Origin of the sequence: Teredinibacter haidensis (genome assembly GCF_014211975.1) — a bacterium.
Taxonomy (GTDB): Bacteria; Pseudomonadota; Gammaproteobacteria; order Pseudomonadales; family Cellvibrionaceae; genus Teredinibacter; species Teredinibacter haidensis.
The window spans coordinates 1,787,101-1,807,304 of sequence record NZ_CP060084.1 but is presented as its reverse complement, the minus strand read 5'-3'; the positions used below and the strand labels follow the sequence as shown (position 1 = coordinate 1,807,304).

Annotated in this window: 12 protein-coding genes; 5 read left to right on the top strand and 7 right to left on the bottom strand. The window is 45.1% G+C overall.

Going from position 1 to position 20,204, the window contains the following annotated elements:
• Positions 1 to 45: 45 nt before the first annotated feature.
• Positions 46 to 1,260 carry a PilT/PilU family type 4a pilus ATPase gene (locus H5715_RS07080; protein WP_075184566.1) on the bottom strand — a complete coding sequence of 405 codons (1,215 nt, stop codon included), beginning with the start codon at positions 1,258 to 1,260 and terminating at the stop codon, positions 46 to 48.
• A 327-nt stretch (positions 1,261 to 1,587) separates the two neighbouring features.
• Here H5715_RS07080 and H5715_RS07075 point away from each other — a divergent pair, with 327 nt between their 5' ends.
• Both H5715_RS07075 and H5715_RS07070 read left to right on the top strand, forming a co-directional pair.
• On the top strand, positions 1,588 to 3,060 hold the full coding sequence (locus H5715_RS07075) for an MFS transporter (protein WP_075184567.1): 1,473 nt from the start codon (positions 1,588 to 1,590) through the stop codon (positions 3,058 to 3,060).
• Positions 3,061 to 3,131: 71 nt separating this feature from the next.
• Complete coding sequence (locus H5715_RS07070; RefSeq protein WP_075184568.1) at positions 3,132 to 4,151, top strand: glycoside hydrolase family 43 protein; 1,020 nt, start codon at positions 3,132 to 3,134, stop codon at positions 4,149 to 4,151.
• Between the two features lie 72 nt (positions 4,152 to 4,223).
• On the opposite strand, the gene H5715_RS07065 is transcribed toward H5715_RS07070, so the two are convergent.
• From H5715_RS07065 to H5715_RS07050, 4 genes are all read right to left on the bottom strand, one after another.
• The gene (locus H5715_RS07065) at positions 4,224 to 6,317 is read right to left on the bottom strand and encodes a tetratricopeptide repeat protein (protein ID WP_075184569.1); all 2,094 of its coding nucleotides are present in this window, start codon (positions 6,315 to 6,317) and stop codon (positions 4,224 to 4,226) included.
• A gap of 113 nt (positions 6,318 to 6,430) precedes the next feature.
• On the bottom strand, positions 6,431 to 7,465 hold the full coding sequence (locus tag H5715_RS07060) for a VWA domain-containing protein (protein ID WP_075184570.1): 1,035 nt from the start codon (positions 7,463 to 7,465) through the stop codon (positions 6,431 to 6,433).
• Between the two features lie 1,229 nt (positions 7,466 to 8,694).
• Positions 8,695 to 10,395, bottom strand: coding sequence for a hypothetical protein (locus H5715_RS07055; protein ID WP_075184572.1), 1,701 nt, complete (start codon positions 10,393 to 10,395; stop codon positions 8,695 to 8,697).
• A gap of 9 nt (positions 10,396 to 10,404) precedes the next feature.
• Positions 10,405 to 12,084: a substrate-binding domain-containing protein gene (locus H5715_RS07050; RefSeq protein WP_083607918.1), complete on the bottom strand. Its 1,680-nt coding sequence runs from the start codon at positions 12,082 to 12,084 to the stop codon at positions 10,405 to 10,407.
• 282 nt (positions 12,085 to 12,366) lie between these two features.
• Between H5715_RS07050 and H5715_RS07045 the strand changes: the two genes are divergently transcribed.
• Positions 12,367 to 13,341: an ion channel gene (locus tag H5715_RS07045; RefSeq protein WP_075184574.1), complete on the top strand. Its 975-nt coding sequence runs from the start codon at positions 12,367 to 12,369 to the stop codon at positions 13,339 to 13,341.
• Between the two features lie 30 nt (positions 13,342 to 13,371).
• On the opposite strand, the gene H5715_RS07040 is transcribed toward H5715_RS07045, so the two are convergent.
• Together H5715_RS07040 and H5715_RS07035 are read right to left on the bottom strand one after the other, a co-directional pair.
• Positions 13,372 to 14,343, bottom strand: a complete 972-nt coding sequence (locus H5715_RS07040) for a substrate-binding periplasmic protein (RefSeq protein ID WP_075184575.1) — start codon at positions 14,341 to 14,343, stop codon at positions 13,372 to 13,374.
• 140 nt (positions 14,344 to 14,483) lie between these two features.
• The gene (locus tag H5715_RS07035) at positions 14,484 to 15,389 is read right to left on the bottom strand and encodes a type 2 periplasmic-binding domain-containing protein (RefSeq protein WP_139309714.1); all 906 of its coding nucleotides are present in this window, start codon (positions 15,387 to 15,389) and stop codon (positions 14,484 to 14,486) included.
• 310 nt (positions 15,390 to 15,699) lie between these two features.
• Here H5715_RS07035 and bglX point away from each other — a divergent pair, with 310 nt between their 5' ends.
• On the top strand, positions 15,700 to 17,952 hold the full coding sequence (bglX, locus tag H5715_RS07030; protein ID WP_075184576.1) for a beta-glucosidase BglX: 2,253 nt from the start codon (positions 15,700 to 15,702) through the stop codon (positions 17,950 to 17,952).
• Positions 17,953 to 18,082: 130 nt separating this feature from the next.
• A complete protein-coding gene (locus H5715_RS07025) occupies positions 18,083 to 20,203 on the top strand; it encodes a TonB-dependent receptor (protein ID WP_139309715.1) in 2,121 nt (706 codons plus the stop codon).
• Position 20,204: the final 1 nt, after the last annotated feature.

The following is a 20,204-nucleotide window of genomic DNA, read 5'->3' as shown; positions in this document are numbered from 1 at the left end:
TCCTACAATGTGTTTGCTATGAGCCTTTGTAGCGGAACCTCGGATTTAGGGGCCTTTTTGGCTCATAAAGGGATTATGTTGATCTTGTTCAAGTTCAGGCTTTTCGATCTCTTCCAGTGCTAGGCTTCCAAAGCTGTTGTCGGATGCTTTGCTAGCGGCAACGGTTTTGACGTCTTCCGCGGATGGGGCAGCGCTACCTTCGGCCAGTTTAATGCGCAACCGCAAGTTGTTAGCTGAATCCGCATTGGCAAGTGCGTCGTCGAGACTGATCTTACCGCCTTTATAGAGCTTGAACAGGGCAGTATCGAATGTTTGCATGCCAAGGTTCTCAGATTTCTCCATGATTTCCTTAATTTCAGTCAAGCGCGCTTTAAGTATCAGTTCCTGGATGGTTTTAGTGCCCAATAAAACCTCAATTGCTGCGCAACGTTTGCCCTCTACGGTGGGGATTAAGCGCTGGGAGACGAATCCTCGAATATTTTGCGACAAGCTAAGAAGTAATTGTGGCCTTCGTTCCTCTGGGAAAAGGTTAATAATACGCTCCAGTGCCTGGTTGGCATTGTTAGCGTGCAGAGTGGAAATGGCTAAATGGCCGGTCTCTGCAAACTCAAGCGCGTGCTCCATGGTTTCCCGGTCGCGAATTTCGCCGATAAGAATGACATCTGGCGCTTGGCGCAGGGTGTTTTTCAGAGCGTTGCGGAAGCTGCGGGTATCGACTCCGACTTCCCGTTGGTTAATCACGCTCTTTTTGTGTTTGTGAACGTACTCCACTGGATCTTCGATAGTAATAATATGCCCGCCTGAATGACTGTTGCGGTGGTCAATAAGCGCTGCCAGCGACGTCGATTTTCCTGAACCGGTGCCGCCTACAAACAGCACTAGTCCGCGTTTAGCCATAACGATGTCTTTCAGCACCTCCGGTAGCCCCAGTTTGTCGAATTGTGGAATATCAGTGTTAATATTCCGCGCCACGATGGAGACTTCATTGCGCTGCTTGAATATATTGATACGAAACCGGCCAACGCCGGCAATAGATATGGCTAGGTTCATCTCCAATTCATGGCTAAAGGCTTCTCGTTGTTCCTCGTCCATAATGAGGTTGGCGATGGCCTCTATTTCTCCAGCTTTATAGGGGGTTTGCGAAAGAGGTTTGAGCGTACCCTGGAATTTGGCACAGGGCGGGGCGCCTGTGCTTAGGTAGAGATCGGAGCCGTCTTTTTGTGCGAGTATTTTCAGATAGGGGTCTATAGGCGTGGCCATAATGCAATTTTCCTCCTTGCCAGAGCGAATGCATGTTCGCTTGAGTATAGACAGCCTGAGATGAATCAAATAAATAGTAGCTACACTATCTTTTAGCGGTGCTGGAAAGTAATATAGTCAAAATGACTTCAAGCCATGTGGTTAGGCAGATTCCAGACTTTGCAGAGCGAATTTGTTATAGACTTGAGGCCGCCAGATTCGCGAGACCCTGGGGGCTGGCAGGGCTGAATAAGACTGACAGTGAGTTTATCGAATCCCGACAGTTAAGCTTGATACGTAAGTGTTGAACTCGATTGTTTTTCAAATAATAACTACGACATTAATCCTATGAATACAGCAACAGAAAAACTTTCCGTACGTGAGAAAGTAGGTTATAGCCTAGGCGACCTAGCGGCGAACTTGGTGTTTCAGACCCTTGTAACCTACATTGTTTTCTTCTACACCGATGTGTACAAACTGAGTAATGCTGCATCGCAAACCGTTATATTTTGGGGTGGTATTCTTGGCGGGGTAATGTTCGCACCCATTATGGGGATGATTGCCGACCGTACCAATACCCGTTGGGGTAAATACCGTCCCTGGGTTCTGTGGACCTCGATTCCCTTCGCCGTTTGTATTTTTCTGACATTTTCAACGCCTGATTTAGGTGAAAGTGGCAAGGTTATCTATGCTTTTGTTACTTACTTGTTGCTGGTCTCTCTCTATACCGCAAACAACCTGCCTTATGCCTCTCTGAGCGGTGTATTGACCGGTAATATGGCAGAGAGAAACAGTCTGTCTGCCTACCGTTTTGTGGCTGTGATGGCGGCCCAGTTTATGGTTCAGGTACTGATGCTGCCAATCATTCTGATGGTTGGTGACGGAGATCAGGCCGTAGGCTTCGAAAAAATAATGACCGTGTTTGCCGTGCTAGGCATCGTTTGTTTTATCGTGACTTTTCTTACCACCAAAGAGCGGGTTGTTGTGGCGCGCGATAGTGAATCCAGCGTTAAAGATGATCTTCGCGACCTGAGCCGAAATATTCCCTGGGTTATTATGCTGGCGGTCGTAGTTCTAGTCTTTGCTACCTTGGCGCTTAAGGGTGGTATGTATATTTATTACTTCAACAATTATGTTGATGAAGCCGCACTGGCTAGCTTCCTCGGTAATATTGGTTTTTACGGCTTTATCGATGGGCTGACCTCTTTATTTGCGAGTATGGGCGTTAACTTTGAGTGGCCGCGAGAGGCGACCGCATCGGGGTATGGTTTGTTTAACGGTGGTGGCATTATCCTGATGATTGTGGGAATTGCCTGTTCCAAGCCTTTGGCAGATCGCTTTGGCAAACGCAATATTTATGCGCTGTTTTTGGCCGTTTCGACCTTATTTGTTCTCGCGTTTGTATTCATCCCCAAGGATGCGATTGGCGCAATGTTTATCTCTCAGATATTGCATGGCTTCTTCTATGGCATCACTATCCCGCTGTTGTGGGCGATGATTGCCGATGTCGCGGATTACTCCGAGTGGAAAAACAATCGTCGTGCAACGGCAATTATTTTCTCCGCTATGATTCTTGGTCTCAAGGGTGGCCTGACAATTGGTTCAACCATTGCGGCTATGATTTTGGCGAGCTATGGCTACGACGCCAGCCTGGACGTTCAAGGAGAATTTACTTTGAACGGTATTAAACTCGCTATCAGTGTCTATGCGGCTATTCCGTTCTTTATTGCTGCTGTCATTCTGTTTTTCTACAAGATCAACAAGCAAATGGAGACACAGATCGAAGGTGAGCTTGCCGCAAGACGCACTGCTACACTTTAGCAATCACCGAATACTGACTGGGCGGCGTGTTTCGTCGCCTGAATTACAACGCAAAAAGGTTTTTCACTCTTATGGCTGATGAAGAATATACAGAATTGAATTTTGACGATGTCGATGCGAAGGCCATTTCGCAGCCTCTGGTTAAGCATATGTATACCGCAGACCCGTCTGCCCATGTGTTCAACGGCAAAATCTATATTTACCCTTCGCACGATTTTGATGCGGGTATCCCATTCAACGACAACGGCGACCATTTCGGTATGGAGGATTATCACGTAATCTCCATGGACTCTCCCGAGAGCGAAGCGGTAGACAACGGCGTTGCCCTGCATGTGAAAGATGTCCCTTGGGCCGAGCGCCAGATGTGGGCACCAGATGCGGCTCATAAAGATGGTCAATACTACTTGTATTTCCCAGCGAAAAAGGCCGACGGTATTTTCCAAATTGGTGTTGCCGTTTCTGATTCACCAACGGGTCCATTTGTTGCCCGGCCAGAAGCCATCAAAGGCAGTTACACCATCGATCCCGCTGTTTTTGAAGACGAAGACGGCCAAAGTTATATGTACTTCGGCGGCATCTGGGGTGGTCAGTTACAAAACTACCGCAACAACCATTACGACCCCAATGGTCAGGAGCCTGCTGACGACGAGCCGTCGTTAGGCCCGATTGTCGCTAAAATGAGCGATGATATGTTGGAGTTCGCTGAAGAGCCTAAAGAAATCCAGATCCTGGATGACGAAGGCAAGCCATTGCTGGCGGGTGATCACGATCGTCGCTTCTTCGAAGCTTCCTGGATGCACAAGTATCAGGGTAAGTATTACTTCTCTTACTCAACCGGTGATACCCACCTGCTGTGCTATGCTGTTGGTGACAACCCTTACGGGCCATTCACTTATGGCGGCCGCATTATGAACCCGGTTGTAGGCTGGACGACACACCACTCCATTTGCGAGTACGAAGGTCGTTGGTTTCTGTTTTATCACGATTCTTCTTTGTCCAAAGGTGTTACCCATCTGCGCTCTATCAAGATGGCTGAGATCACTTACGATAAAGACGGTAAAATCCAAACACTGGACCCTTACCGGGGTTAAGTTTTGCCCCTTTGCGCACAAAAAAGCCAGTCCCTTTTCGGGGCTGGCTTTTTTATTACCTGAGCAGTGGTTTTAGTGCGGTGAGATTTTAATCTGCTGAATTAAATGAGTTGTCTGCTCTTTATATTTAAAGTTTTTAGAGAGTAGTGCCTGCTCCAGCGTTTTTAGCGCCTGCTGTGATTCACCGAGTGCATACTGGGTGTTTCCCAGGTGATAAAGAACGGAAGGATTTCGGTTAGTACTTGCCTTATTTGCCTTGTCCAGCCAGTGTAGTGCTTGCTCGTAGTTCTTGGTTTTAAAATAGAGCCAGCCCAGCGTATCCATAGTGTTGGGATCTCCCTTCGATAATTCAACAGCCTGAACGCCCAATTCAATTCCGGTATCCAGTTTTAAATCATGGCTGGCGTAGAACCATGCTAACTGGTTGAAGCCAATGGGGTTGTTCGGCGTTAATTCGACCAAACGCTCGAAGTAGCTCTCTGCCTTTTCCAAATGGTTCAGCCGTTCCGCTAAGGCGCCAGCTTTAAGGTAGGCGCCGGGGGCCTCCTCAACAGCAAGAGCCTTGTCAAAATAGAGGCTAGCTTTTTCAAGGTCGCCCAGTTTCATATAGCTGTCGCCGAGAGCTTGATTCGAGGCAAAAAATTCAGGTGTTGTGTCTATCGATTGTTGAAACAGCGTTTGCGCTTGTGCCACCTTTCCTTGCTTGAATAATATCTGGCCGAGAAAGTAGTGGGCTAAAAAGTCCTTACTGCTGAGCGCCTTTCGGAAGTTATTTTCCGCGATAGCGCTCGCACCTAGTAAATCGAAAAAAACGCCCGCTACTAGATAGGGCGCGGTCGCGTTTTCCAATTGCGCAATTGCAGACGAGTGCTTGAGCGCAGAAAAATTAATACCTTGGCTGATACCGCTAGCTTTACTAAGCACTTGAACAGCCGCTGCCTTATCGGTGTTTATCCAAAGGTGTGCCTGAATAAAATGGGCGATAGGCGCCAATTGGGGATGCTGAGTTAAGGCGTCTAAACTTTTCGCAGCCCCAGGCTTATGCGCGAGAAAGTGGGCGACTTGGTTGGCCAGATCTACGCTCGGATACGGCTCTTCGGGGTTATGTATTTGTTCAAATATATAGATGGCTTGCGTGAAGTGTTCAGCCGCCAACAACGCGATACCCTGTTGATAGATCGCTTGGTGAGACTTCCCTTTGCTGTATTGAAGAGCCTTATCAATATTGCCCTGCCGCAAAGCAATATTTGCGGCCAGCGTCAGGCTTGCCGGATCATCGGAAAACCCTTTCGTTGTTGTTATTAGCTCCCAGGCAGTGGCGTTGTCTCCCATATCGCGCAGGAGTTGAGCGCCAAACCTGCGGTTGCTCAGCTGAGTGTTGTTCTGTGTACAGGGTTTGATGGCCTGCCATGCCGCAGATGTTTGATTTAGTTGTGCAAGCGCAATGGCTTGACCGTAAAGTGCATTACAGTTTTTAGGGTGAATATCAATGGCTGTTTGAAAGTGTGTACTGGCCAGCGAAAAATTATTGGCCTCCAGTTCGAGGTAAGCGAGATTAACGTGTGCGATAGCCATCTTGTTGTAGAGTGAAATGGACTGTAAAAACGAATTTCTGGCTTCGGGGATTTTATTTTCGGAGTACAGAATCACACCTTTGAGTGCGAAGGCATATGGGTGTTTAGGACGGAGCGATAAAACGGCGTTAACACTCTTTAATGCGTTTTGCACTTGTGCGGTGGCGTTAAAATAGAGAGCCCAAACCAGCTCTATGGTCGCCGATTCGTATTTATTGCCGCCCTTTAAGGTATTGAGCAGCGCTTCTGCGTCTTTATACTTGCCGTTGTATACGGCTTTAGCGGCAATCAGGGCTTTAATAGTAATATCGTTCGCTTGTGTTTTTTGTAATTCCTCTGCAATAACGAGTGCCGAATAGAGGTAGCCGTTCTGTATGGATGTTTGCATAACGGCATATTTTTCTTTTATTGATAGCGACGCATAGTCCAATGGTTTTACTTGTTCTTCACCCAGGAGAAACCGGTTGTCGGAGCTAAGGTTCGGGCGGGGAGGGCTTTTAAAAAAATCGTCGGTGAAGTCGTCTAAAATTGCGGCTGTAGAGAACGAGCTGAGGACGAAAAAGATAAACCCCGAGACTATTGTTATTTTCATTGCTGAACTCGATCCAATAAGTGGGTGGGCGATATTCCATTGGTAGTAAAGTATAAAGAAAATGACGCTAAAAAAAAGAGCACAGTACCACTGTGCTCTTTTTGCGGGGCTGGTTAGGCTTTGCGGCGACGGTGTAATCCTAGCCCGAGCAGGCCCAGGCCAAGTAATGACAGCGTAGTAGGTTCGGCTACGTTTGAGCTTTGACCATTCAGTGTCAGAGTATCAGTCGCTTCAGTACCATCAGTGCCATAGGCGTTTGCAATAAATGTATTGACACCATCTTCGAGAGTTACGTCGAGATCAAAATTACCAAAGGCGTCTGTTGCAACATCTGTAAGCACTGTACCGTCTGCCAGGGTGACATCGACATAGTCTAGGCTGACGAGTGACCCGGCTGTTCCGCTAAAGATACCAACCAAACCGGATAAGTTTGTGGTGGCATCGATAAAGGTGCCCGCGCCGTTGGTTGCAATCGCTTCCATTGTAACGATATCTGCTCCCGGGAGAGCAACGGAATGAACGGCATCAACGCCAGCTGCCACGGCATCAGCAGCGTCATCGCCAGGAGCTCCGTAGGTGTAACCATCGGAAAACACGACCATATGCTGCGCACGACCGGCGGTGTGTCTTACGCCGGTGAGTTCAGCTGTCGCTTCCGTAATACCTGTGGGAATATTCGTGGAACCCGAGGCGTCTACAGAATTAATCGCCGCTATCATAGCGGAGCGATCAGAAGTCAGCGTGGTTAGGACTGTCACCGTGCTGGAGACATAATCGAATTCCACAATTCCTACCGATGTAATGTCGGATGGCAAGCTATTTACCAATGCGGTTGCAGCGTCTCGCTGCCACTGTTGAAGTGTTTGGCATGTAGGGTCTACGGATGGAGAGCAAGAGTAGGAACCTGTGTCATTCACGTAGCTAGCCATACTCCCGGAAGAATCCAGAACCAATACTAGATCTAAACCTGTACCAACCAAACCGCTGGCACCGGCTTGCCCCTGAATGTTAACTACCGTGCCAGTATCGTAGGTACTACCGTCTGCCGGGCTTTGCCATTCGACGGACGTGTCGGCAAAGCTCGTTGCTGAAAAAAGACCGGACACTAATAATAGTAATCCGATGATTCCGGTTTTTAAGATTCTCATTTTTTACTCCTTCAAAAAATATGAAATGTTTTTCGCGAAAATTATGTGTAAAAGCAATCTGTATTTGACGCCAAAAAAATTCTTTATGGGTAAATAATATATTTGGCAACTAAACACGCAGGCAAAAAATGAGCCTGCGAATATTTCTTTAGGTAAATCATCAGCTTAGCTTAAATGCGACTATTTTTTTCGAAGATAATAATTTAACTGTATAAAAACCCGTCTAATGGTGGGGTATTTGCAGCTCAATAATCAGCCACTTACGCCGTTTGAACATACTGTTGTTTATTGCGACAAAGAAAGATGATAGTTATGTCATCTGGCGTGCTCTCCCAAATATTTTATGGATTATTTGGAAGATAAAACCAATTAATGTTAAGCATATCGACAAGCGTCTATAAAATTTAATGAGCACTGTTTTTGCGAGGGGGTCCGTAACGTTTGGGTGTCGTCATATAAACTGTACGCGACGTTTATAATCGCCATTCGAGTTTTACCATTTTTAAAACGGATATTGTTTTTCCTTCGAAAAATATACTCAGATAAAAAGAACGGCAATATTTTATACCTCAGTATTCGCGCTACGTTTTGATCTGTTTCTGGTTGTAACTGGAGAGTGTCATGTTGTTTCTTTCCACGTTTAGTAGCGGCCGGAGAGAATTTTTTATCTGTCATTCGCAAACGGTCTAGTATTGAAGCGTATAAATTTTGATCGACGTCGTGAGGGTCTATTGTTGTCGCAACTTCTACGCAAAATGAGTTAATGAGTATTCTATCGGCAATAAGCGTAGATAACCCGACTGTACACATTGGAGTGGGTTTAGTCGTGTATCGCGACATTGCTGATTGGTATCTAATGTGAGTATTTCGACAGATTGAGTGCCGTAGCTTGTTACAACGTGTGGATGTACTTACAGTAAGAAAATACCGCCTATAGCGTTGCTTATCGCTCACCCGATGCAAGGCCTGAAAATCGAGAGAGCTTCGGTTCTTCGTATGGATCAGGCAGCAAAACGTACCTTCCCAGCCTTCCTTGAGGTTGACCACTACATTAGCAGGCTTCTGATCGACCCGTACTAGAGTGATTCAGGATGGCTTCTTGGATATGTAGGGGAAGGCTGTGAAGGTTGTTGTTCGGTTGAACTCGTACGACAAATGGCGGGTGGTTTTGAGTTGATGAGGGGCGCTAGGCGGTGTCAGTTAACGTGTCCAGTATCGGATCGAGACGCCTAGTGAGTAATATCTTCGATTTTTTTGAGGATTTCCAACATCTTTCTTTTAAGGGTGACTTGACAGTGTCCAATGTATATTTTAACTGGATCTTTCTCGTTCGCTGATTGAGAAAATTCTTTAAACAAAAACTCCGTATCGTGCATAAGCTTTTTCATGTCGTCAGATAAGTGGGTTATTTGCATATGTTGCCGTTGGCCTTTCTCTGAAAATTTTATCTTTGCCAAGATGCTGTCGGCGAACTTGATCGCCGCTATTGCTGTTTCTCTAAAGTCTGGGGTATCGTCTGCACTGACTAGGCCAGACAATATTCCGGCGATATGACGAATTTTGAAGGTTATTTTACTGGGAGTTGAATTGATTTCATTGTCATGCATGGAATCGATAATAACTTTTTTGTTTTTTGGAACTTTGCCACTGTTGTCAAGTTCGACGACCCTTGAGTTACCAAAAATCAAGATCGAGGGCTGTATGGCCAGATCGAGTAAAAACTGGTAAATAACGAGCGATATATCTTCTACTGTATTCGCTTCAATACTGTCTTGTACAAAAAGTAGCAGTGATTCGTTATGTCGGTAAGAATGTTCCTGTGAAGAGTTTGGTGAAAAGTCGTTACCGGAGTGTGTTGGGGTGTTGTCCGCCGCAAGCGTTTCCGTTTTACACTGTGTATCTCTTACAGTTTTCAGTTCGGATTCAAGTTTATCTATATACTTGGTTGCTTTGTTAAGGCTACTCTTTAATGATTTAAGGTTTTTCTCCCTAAGTATGTCCTCTTCTGTCTGTTGAGACGGCTCGTGCCTGGATATATCGAGTTTTTCTTCTAGTAATATAATGGTCTTTTTTAGCGCTTTTATCTTATCTTTTAGGTTTTTTATTTCATCTTCGTTCAGGTCTTGAATGTTTGACGCGTAATCAAGTAATTCGTTGTTAATACTTTTTGCTTCTTCTGAGTCGAATAAATCGTTTTCGACTGATTCTAGTTTGTTTCTTAGGTTTAGCAGGTGTTCTCCAATGGTGTCGCAATGCGAGCTAATGTTGAACTCTTCTTTGGACGTGCTTTTTATCTGCTTCAATATGTTGTTTGACTTGTTGATGTAGTTGTTCTGCGCTTTGGTTAAGTGCCCGGTATTTATAAAATCCTGACTGCCGAAAAGAATTGCTAACTGTTCTATTTTTTCTTTGTTTTTAAGTAGTGACTTTGTGTTTGATGAGTTTATTTTGCAGAGAGAGTGGAATTTCTCTAGTTTGCCTTTTAACTTGATAATGGACGGGTTGTTTTTGTCTGTAAGCTGTTTTTTTATGAATGCAACTTTGTTGTTTATATCTATAAGAGTTATATCTTGTTTTGCTTTTTCCTCTAGTGATCTTATTAGCTCGAAGATATTTTCGTTGATGTAGTCTCGGTATTCGTTGGAATTTATGTTTCTATTTATTGCAGCGTTCTCTATGTCAAGGTAGGCAGACCTAAATTTTTTAACGCGAAGGAAATGCTTGTTTACGTTTATTTTTGAACTGTCCGTCTGGTTTTTCAGAAAGGATTTAAGTTGTTTGATAAATGATTTCTTTAACTTTTCGTTGTCTTCAGGTTGAAGCTTTCTAAACAGCATGTAGACGTTTGCAGCTAAACTGAAAAATACAGTTAGGGTGACTGCAAAAAACAGTATGTCTTCCAGTGATATTGTGTCAGCAAAAAGACTCATTCTTATGCCTTATGCAGAAGCATCCCAGGGGGATATAGTACAGACTACCGTATTTGTTTCATTCTCATATTCGCAAGTGAAACGATATTCGCTGTAGTTTCTATCCTTCATCTTTAGCCGTGCGACAAATTCAACGCTTTCGCTTCTTGCGTTAATGAGCATGTCGCGCACGGTACGTTCGTCTTCTTCGTGAATTCGATCCGTGATGTACATGTTTTTGTAGACGTTCTGGTCTAGATCGCTGGTGAATCCGAGGATGTTTAGGGCGTTGTTATCCCAGATGGTTTCATTCCTATTGATCATCCAAAGTATGGTTCCCGCAGTGTTGGGTATCGATTCGTCGGATATTACAGTTTTGAAGTTATGGGATTCCTTTATTTTTTCAAGATGATTTAGATCTGCAAATACACTCAGATATCCACAGAGTGCAGACAGGCTGTTGGGTGAGTCGGTGTGCTCGTGCGTGCCAAGAACCATTAAAATGTCGAATCCTGATCCGCGTCTGGCGACGGGTAGAAGAATGGTGTTGCTATAGTTTTCAAGGTGCATATCGTCCAGCGGTATTGGGAATTTGTTGGCGGGGCATAGGCTGCTGGAGTCTTTTATGTCTGTGGTGATAACTTTGTCTGGAAGAATTACTTTTGATATTTTGGTGTATTCTGTTCCATTCTTTCCAAAAGCGACACGCGCTATAGCGGCCATTTTAATATATCCGGGAAATAGCGGCGCTAAAGTCATAAATGTTTCTAACCCTTCTTGCGCCATTTTTTTCGGCCACACGTAAAAGTTAGAAATTATCGCTTTCATATAATTTGCATTGTGCAGCTCGGTTAGCTCTACGGACGTTGCAAGGTACATATCTGCGCCTTCGGCCGTTACGGTTTCGGCCGGTATAAACTTAGGCGTAATGGTGTTCATTTGACTTACTTGTTCGCCAATAATTTGAGATTCCAGTATCTCGACCGCTTTGGCGGCAAGCAGGTGCAAGTTTTGGTCTACTGTATGGACGTCCGGTGAGCATACTGGTGTGATAGAGGTGTTGTCGAACCCGACAATTGTGATTTTTTCCCTTATTTCTGGATCTAGGTATTTAAGCTGCAGCGATAATCCAGCCGCGGTTAGGCCTGCGCCACAAATAATGGCGGTCGAATTTGAGCCACTTGCTATAAAGCTCTTTGCTGCTTCAAAGCCACCTTTAAAGATTGTATCTTTAAGTGAGATCAGGTGTGTTTCTGAAAGGTCTAGGTCATGCTCTTCATGTAAATCGCAAAAAGCTTCGTAACGTTTTCTTAAATCAAAAATGCTTAGGTCTCCGGCGTAGGTGAAATGTTTGTGGCCTTTCTCTAATAAATAGTCAAATGCCAATTGCATTCCGAATTCGTTATCACAGGAAACCACAGGGATTGGAAGTGGGAAATATTCGTAGGAAACAGAAATGACCAACTTGCCACTTCCAATCAACTGCTTGGCTAGGTCAACGTGAATAGCGTTTCGTAGAATAATAATGAAATCCAAGTGATTTATATGAGCGGTTGATGTGTATTCCCCGAAGCCACCCGTGCAAATCAGGCTGAAATTGTAGTTTTTTACCCGGCATATTTGCTGCAGTTGTCCAATCATTTCACCAAAGTAAAACCCTTGCATATAAGGAGAAAATACACCGAGTCTCGGTGACGAATTGGAGGTCATAATGAATCCTTAATTACGGTTTACTACGTACCGTTATTTTTACTCTTGAATGGTGATTTTTGCTTATGCGTTATAGTAAAAGAGCCACTTATAAACTATAGACAAATTGAACCAACTATTTTTAAAAGATTAGCTTCAGCATTCTATATAGTAATTGTGAATATCTGTTGTTGATATTGATGTTTTTGGGTTATTAGCTTCGGTTGCGGTATCCATCCATGCGTGGTTTAAGTGGATTTCGCTGCTAGACTTAATCTCACCCTTGCAAACTGGAGGTATACGATGTCTGAGGAACTCACTTGCTGTTACCTCGGCCCGCATGGTGAAAGGTGTGAAGACTTGGTTCAAGAAGATGGTTTTTGTTATTGGCACGATGACACTCAAAAGAAGACAGAGATAGACCTAAGAGAACGTCTGGAAAAGAGAGCCGCTACGGGTAGGCCTATGGTTGGGTTCAGTTTGCGAAATGTTGATTTGCAGGGTGTTAATCTTGTTCGGCATGGCTCCAGTAAAGGCTACCAGCTTTTATACAGTGATTTATACCGCGCCGATTTGCGTAATGCCCACCTTTTTAATATGGATTTTACCGGTACATCGCTAATGAAGGCCAAGCTAAGTGAAGCCAATTTAAACTGCTCGACTTTGCTTGAAACTAATCTGTTAGGTGTGGTTCTTGATGGAACCAAACTCGACAATATTCGCTGGGACGATGCTATTCGGCAGGAAAAGCTCGCTTATGCAACTAAAGGGGATAGGGCCAAACAAAGAGATTGTTTCGAGCAAGCCGAGGAAATATATCGAAACCTGCGCAGAACGGCTGAGTCACAAGGGTTGTTTGAGCGTGCCGGGCGGTTTTTTCAACGCGAAATGATTATGCGTCGCTGTCAATTACCTCGCTTAAGTTTTCGACGTTTTCTGTCAAAAGTGGTAGATTTATTTTGTGGTTATGGCGAAGAGCCTGTCAGAGTTGTCATCTTTTCGTTAATTATTATTTTGTCTTTTGCAATCATCTATTTTTTGGCGGGCGTGGCTGACGGTAATAGTGTTGTTCAGTATTCCTCTGCGATATCTCTGGAAAAAAATATGATTACCTTTTTTCAGTCTTTGTATTTTAGTGTTGTAACGTTTACAACGCTCGGTTATGGCGATTTATCACCCATCGGGTTTACACGCGCTTTTGCAGCGGTGGAGGCTTTTGTCGGCAGTTTTACCTTGGCGTTATTTGTTGTTGTTTTTGTGAAAAAAATGACGCGGTAAATCATAGCCTTTGTTAGTAGCGTTGAGTGCTTACCATCCATTCGTCATATTGAACCATAGCGATTTATTGTCAATTGGCGTGTCTGGAGGAAGGTTTGGATTGGGGACGGCGAAAAGAATTCTATCTTTAAGGTTAGATTTTGAAATGTCGTCGCTGAAATATTGCTTGAATAACGTTTCAAATGACCCGTCCGCGTAGGCCTTTAGAAAGCCAGTTTCAATTGAATTCGCCAGTTCTGGGTTGCTAGGTGATACATAAAGATAAAAAGCGGTTGGGTAAACAAGGGCTAAATGGCTGTCGATCGCGATTGCTGCGCTTGGGTCATCTCCGGCCCGTATAAAATGGTTATTTAGTTTTTCCATTTCATCCCAGATCTCCATTAGACCTCTAGGGAAGTAATCTGCTCTCTCGTTAACAAGCATATTGAATGCACCGTTCCAGCCGAATGATGCTCGGACTTGAAATTGATTCTCTTTCAATACGGCAATATCTGGCCAGTCGTGGCCCTGGACGGCTTTAAGAGCCTTTAAGGTACTGATGCTGGTGATAGCGGAAAACATTCTATAGTTTTTATCCTGAACAAAAAACAGCCTCCAGCCGGAGAGCCCCCTGAATATGGGAATGCGAATGGGCCTTAGGGTTTTCTCGCGTTCGTTACTCGTATGCATCCAGGTAACGTCAAAACGACCTTCCTGCATGTATTTTATATTTCTTGAAGATGGCACAGCGGGAGTGGGGATTGATTTTAGTTGAAATGGAACGTCTGTTTTACTCAATACCAGCTCTAGTAGTTCGACAAAATATCGTGAACGCCTGTCGTACACTCTGTCTTCCGGAACGGCTATGTGGCGAACAATTATGGGATGCGCGCCAATTTTTTTTGTGGCGAACTCTTTTTCGCTTAGGGAGAATGGAGATTGCAGTACGATTATAAGGCCTGCTATTAGTTTTAATCTAGTTTGCGTTGATGTTCGCGGCAGACCTGTTTTGTATTTGCGCATATTGGGCGATTCATTAAAAAATGATAGACGGTTAATAGGAGCTTTGGCTGGCTGTGATACGCGTTCTAATTTGGGTTTGAGCTTTTAGCTGCCCGTGGGTATTGTAGAGGCTCCGTTATGAGCCGAGTAAACGCCCACTATTACGGGTAGCGATTGGGTTGTGTCTGGCGTGTGGGTAGTCGCTTAAGCTCATCAATACTAAACCATAACTCTTTCTGGTTTAAAGGTGTTTCGCTAGATAACGTAGGATTCGGTATTTCCAATAGCGTTCGCCCCTGTAAATTGGCTTGTAGAATATGGCTAGCCATAAATGCCATAAATACTCGATGAAATGAACCGTCTTTAATGGCCAGCTCTAACCCTTGTTTTAGGGTTGTTGCCAGCTCCGTATCGTTTTTGTCTACAAAAAAATAGGTTGCCGTTGGGTAACGAAGCACGATATTGGGTTCAACTTTCAAGCCTAGGGCTATGGGCAGAGCCTTCTCATCCCAAATTTCATAGATTCCTCTGGGAAAGTAATCGATACGTTTAAAGTGTAGCTGCTGGAAAAGGCTGTCGCGGCTGAATGCTGTGATTACATTAAAACGGTTGGCATTGAGCACCTGTGTATCCGGCCAATCATGCCCCAGACCCGCCTTCATATTTTTTAGTCTCTTCAGAGAGTGTACCTGACTAAAGCGCTGATCCTCATTTCGAACAAAGAGCAGGCGCCATCCTCCCAGACCACGGTATAGCGGTATTCTGATGGGTAATAGCTCGTGCTCTCGCTGCTGGTTTGTATGCAAGGGGGCAACGTTATAGCGACCTTCCTGCAGCATTCGCATGGTACGGCTGGATGGCACCTTTGGGAGGTCAACGGCTTCGATTGAATAGGGGCGTTGAGATTTATTGAGTGCCAGCTTGATTAATTCCCGAGTGTACAGGCCGCGCTCCCTGTAGACTGGATCGGTGCTATCAAAGGGAAGGCGTATATGTATGGTCGGGTCAGTTACGCTGTCTGGTGTGTGGTTAATCGTTTTAATAGGTGAGGCAACGGCCGAGTGCAACGAGATAGCCAGCGCGCAGGAAACGCTTATCCAGAGGGGGCTGCACAAGTTGAAACAGCATTTGAACAGGTATGGCATTTACGGTTAACCCTAAAGCTCAAAGGGGAGCGTGCACAGTAACGTAAGTTGGTCTGCTATTCTATTCTGTAGTCGTTGTAGCGGCGAGTTCCCCCCTACTGGGTTATACGCTGCGCGATTGTTCACATTGTAATCACGAGGGCGTGAGTACAATTTCCAGTTGAATTGGATGGAAAAACCAAGGGTAGAGGGAATTATATTTTAATAACAACACAGCATAAAAGGGTCTCCCATGCTTTGGAAAAAAATAAAGCGCATATTAGCTTCAGCATCACTGGTATTGCTTGCAGCGCAAAGTTTTGCCTCGAATGACGATATCGACAGCAAAGTCGATAGCTTGTTGGAAAAAATGACACTGGCCGAAAAAATCGGACAGATGAATCAGTACAATGGTTTCTGGGATGCCACAGGGCCAGCCCCAGAGGAGGGCTTCGCAAAACTCAAATATGACCATTTACGTAGTGGTTTAGTCGGTTCTGTGCTCAACGTTTCCGGTTACGAGCGAGTGCGTGAGCTACAGGAAGTTGCCGTTAATGAAACCCGTCTGGGCATTCCCTTAATCTTTGGGCTCGACGTTATTCATGGCCATAAAACGATATTTCCCATCCCGTTGGCGGAATCGGCCAGCTGGGATATGGACGCCATTGAGCGTTCTGCGCGTGTTGGTGCCGTTGAATCGGCAGCACAAGGCATCAACTGGACATTTGCCCCTATGGTCGATATTTCCGAAGATGCTCGCTGGGGACGTGTAGCTGAGGGTGCCGGAGAAGATCCTTATCTGGGCGCTCACATCGGTGTGGCGCGCATTAAAGGTTTCCAGGGCGAGGATTTGGCGGCGGTTGATACTATTGCGGCTTGCGCCAAGCACTTTGCCGGTTACGGTTTTGCGGAAGGTGGGCGTGATTATAATCGTGTTGACGTTAGTCCCTACACCCTTCACAACACCATATTGCCTCCTTTTAAAGCGGCAGCAGAGGCCGGTGTCAAAACCTTTATGAACTCTTTCAATACCCTTAATGGCATTCCTGCAACCGGTTCTGCGTTTTTACAGCGAGAGATTCTGAAAGGTAAGTGGGGCTTTGAGGGCTTTGTGGTCTCGGATTGGGCTTCGATTCGTGAGTTGATCGCCCACAGCTATGCCGAAGACGATAAGCAAGCAGCGGAAATTGCCGTTAAAGCGGGCTCTGATATGGATATGGAAGGGTACGCCTATATCAATCATCTGGAGCAGTTGGTTAAAGAAGGCAAGGTCGACGAAGCGCTGATCAACGATGCCGCTCGTCGTGTATTGCGTGTTAAATTCGAACTGGGTCTGTTCGAGGATCCTTATCGCTACAGCAACCAAGAGCGTGAGCAGGAGTGGTTAAATCATAAAACGCATATGGCCGCGGCTAGAGATGTGGCTAAGCGTTCCATCGTACTGCTGAAAAATGAAAGCAGCCTGTTACCGCTATCGAAAAAGCAAAAAAATATTGCTGTTATTGGCCCCTTGGCAAACGATAAGAACAGCCCGCTGGGAACTTGGCGAGTATCCGCTGACGATAATACAGCAATATCGTTAGTAGAAGGCCTTAAGCAATATAACGAAAATTTTCAATATGAGCAGGGCGTTAAATTCAGTGTTGGCAAAGAAACTTTTGCCGACCAAATTGAAGTGAATGAAACGGACCGAACCGGTTTTGAAGAAGCTAAGCAGTTAGCGCAGTCATCTGATGTGGTTATTATGATGCTGGGTGAGCATGGCTTTCAGTCTGGAGAGGGGCGCAGCCGTACTAAAATTGATTTGCCTGGTCTTCAACAGGAGTTGTTAGAAGAAATCTATGCCGTCAATAAAAATATTATATTGTTGGTTAGCAGTGGCCGCCCTCTGGATTTAAGTTGGGCTCACAAGCATATTCCTACTATCGTTCAAACTTGGCAGTTGGGAACTCAAAGTGGTAATGCAATTGCCGATGTTCTATTTGGTGAATACAACCCCAGTGGAAAATTGCCGATGAGCTTCCCCCGTAGCGTTGGGCAGTTGCCGACGACTTATCGTTTGTTCAGCACTGGCCGCGGGACGCCAAAACCGGTTGTGTTCTGGTCGCACTATATAGATGAAGAAAGCGACGCACTTTACCCGTTTGGACATGGTTTGAGTTACACAACGTTTGAATACTCAAAGCTAAAAGTAAAGGCGTTGGGTGAAAACCGCGTGCAAGTTAAGGTTAACGTGAAAAATACCGGTAAATCTGCGGGAGAAGAGGTTGTTCAGCTTTATATCCGCGACCGTTTTGCTTCCACTGTGCGTCCGGTAAAAGAGCTAAAAGGCTTTGAAAAAATTAGCCTTGCTTCGGGTAAATCTAAAACAGTAACGTTTATGCTTACCGAGAAAGAACTTGGTTTCTATAACGCCAAGGGAGAGTTCCTGGTAGAGAAAGGTGCTTTTGATGTAATGGTTGGTGGCGGTTCTGTTGGTGGAGAAACGGCTCAATTCGAGTTGTAATTTCAAACTCCTTCGAAAAGTGAAAGGATTCACTTTTTCCGTGTCGCAGCATTCTGCTGCGACTATATGTCACATACCCAAGCGTCAATAAATCATTAGAATCGCCCAGTTCATAAATTTGGAACTGGAAATGATGGATAACAATAATAAAAATTTCGTCTGTAGTGTGGTGTGTTTTGCAGCCGTAACGATAAGTCCTGTGACACATGCCGATGATACTGCTGCCGAAAATAAGGCTGTTGAACAGGTCTTTGTAACGACGACGCGGGAAGAAAAAAAACTATCTGAATTATCGGAATCGGTTGGCGTGTTGACCGATAACGATTTAAAACACATTTCACCATCACATCCAGCTGAAGCATTAAATCGAATTGCCGGTGTGCATATCAACAATCTCGGTGGTGAAGGCCACATGACGGCAATACGCCAACCGATCACTACGGCAGGTGTGTACCTGTTTCTGGAAGACAGTATTCCCACACGTCCGACCGGGTTTTTTAATCATAACGGTTTGTACGAAATCAATATTCCCCAGAGTAGCCGAATAGAAGTGATCAAAGGCCCTGCGTCTGCATTGTATGGCAGTGATGCGATTGGCGGTGTGATAAACGTTATTACCAAAAAGGCTCCGGATAAAACGCAAGCGCACGTCAATCTTGAAGCGGGTAGCTATGGTTGGCGCAGGGGATTATTCTCCGGAGGAGGTAAGCTCGGGGAGCATACGGCAGCGCGAATTGATTTTAACTATACCGACAACGAAGGCTTTCGCGATGAGGCGAAGTATGATCGTAGCTCGGTGAACATTCGTTTGGATAGTCAGCTGGGGGATGAATTTTCGGTCAAGTTCATTACATCCTATTCCGAGATAAATCAGGCTGGTGTGTCTTCTTTAGAGAAAGATGATTACGAGAATAACGTTGAAAAGAATTTTTACCACAGTGATATTGGGTTTCGTGAAGTTGAGGCGTTAAGGCTGTCGGCAGAAATGGAATATATGCTAGGGCAATCCCATCTGTTTACCGCAACTCCTTTTTATCGCGACAACACGATGCTGATGATGCCCAGCTGGATGGTGACCTACGACCCCAATATTCGCGAGTATGGTTTCCAAAGTTACGGTGCGTTGCTGAAGTATCGTTATCAATTTGCGCAGGACGCCGGTGAAATTATTTTGGGGTTGGATGTGGATTCAACCCCGTCTGATTATTTGGAAGAAGGTATTGAAGTTACGCATGAAGACGGCATTTTTACCCGCTACGAACGCACTGGTACGCTGCTCTATGATTTCGAGGCAACTCAAACGTCCAAGTCGCCCTATGTGCATGGGGATTTTCGCTTAACTGATCAGTGGCTTGTGAATGCCGGAGTTCGCTACGATAGATTTGAAGTGGATTACAACAACCGCTTACCGGAAAGTTCTGCAGATTATTCTCATCGGCGACCAGAAAGCCGGAAACTCAGCTATGAAAACACCAGCCCCAAGCTGGGTGTTGTTTATCAGTTTTTGCCGACCCATAACGCTTACGCGAATTATCGTTATGCCTTTCGGGCGCCGACGGTCGGGGCGCTATTCCGACCCGGGTCGTCACGGGACAGTACGCAGTTACGGGCAGTCAATAGCACCAGTGCTGAGCTGGGCTTTCGAGGTGTCTTCCATAAAAACTTCAGTTACGAAGTTGCGCTCTACGATATGAATATTGAAGACGATATTGTGTCGATTATTGATGACGATACTCGTCGTATTGTGAATGCTGGTGAAACGCAACATAAAGGCGTGGAATTGGGCTTTGACTGGGTGTTTTCTCAGAACTGGCAGCTGGGTGTCTCCTACACCAATACCGATCAAAGCTACAAAGATTTCAGTTACGTCTTTTTTTCGCGCGATTGTTTTTGTAATCAACAAATAAATTTCGCAGGCAATCAAGTGGCCAAAGCACCTGATTCACTTACGAATATGCGCCTGGCGTATACGCCGCAATCTGTTGAAGGGCTGCGTGTTGAGTTGGAATGGGTGAGTATGGGTGAATATTTTACCGATCAAACTAATACGCAAAAATACGATGGACATAATCTGCTTAATTTGCGCGTAAATTATGATGTTAATGACAGTCTAGGTTTTTATGCTCGCCTGGCTAATATCACTGATGAACGTTATTCGACTTATACTTCGAACCAAGTAAATGATCCCGATTTAAGTTATCGGCCGGGTAAACCACAAACCCTAAGCGCTGGGTTTAACTGGTCGTTTTAGA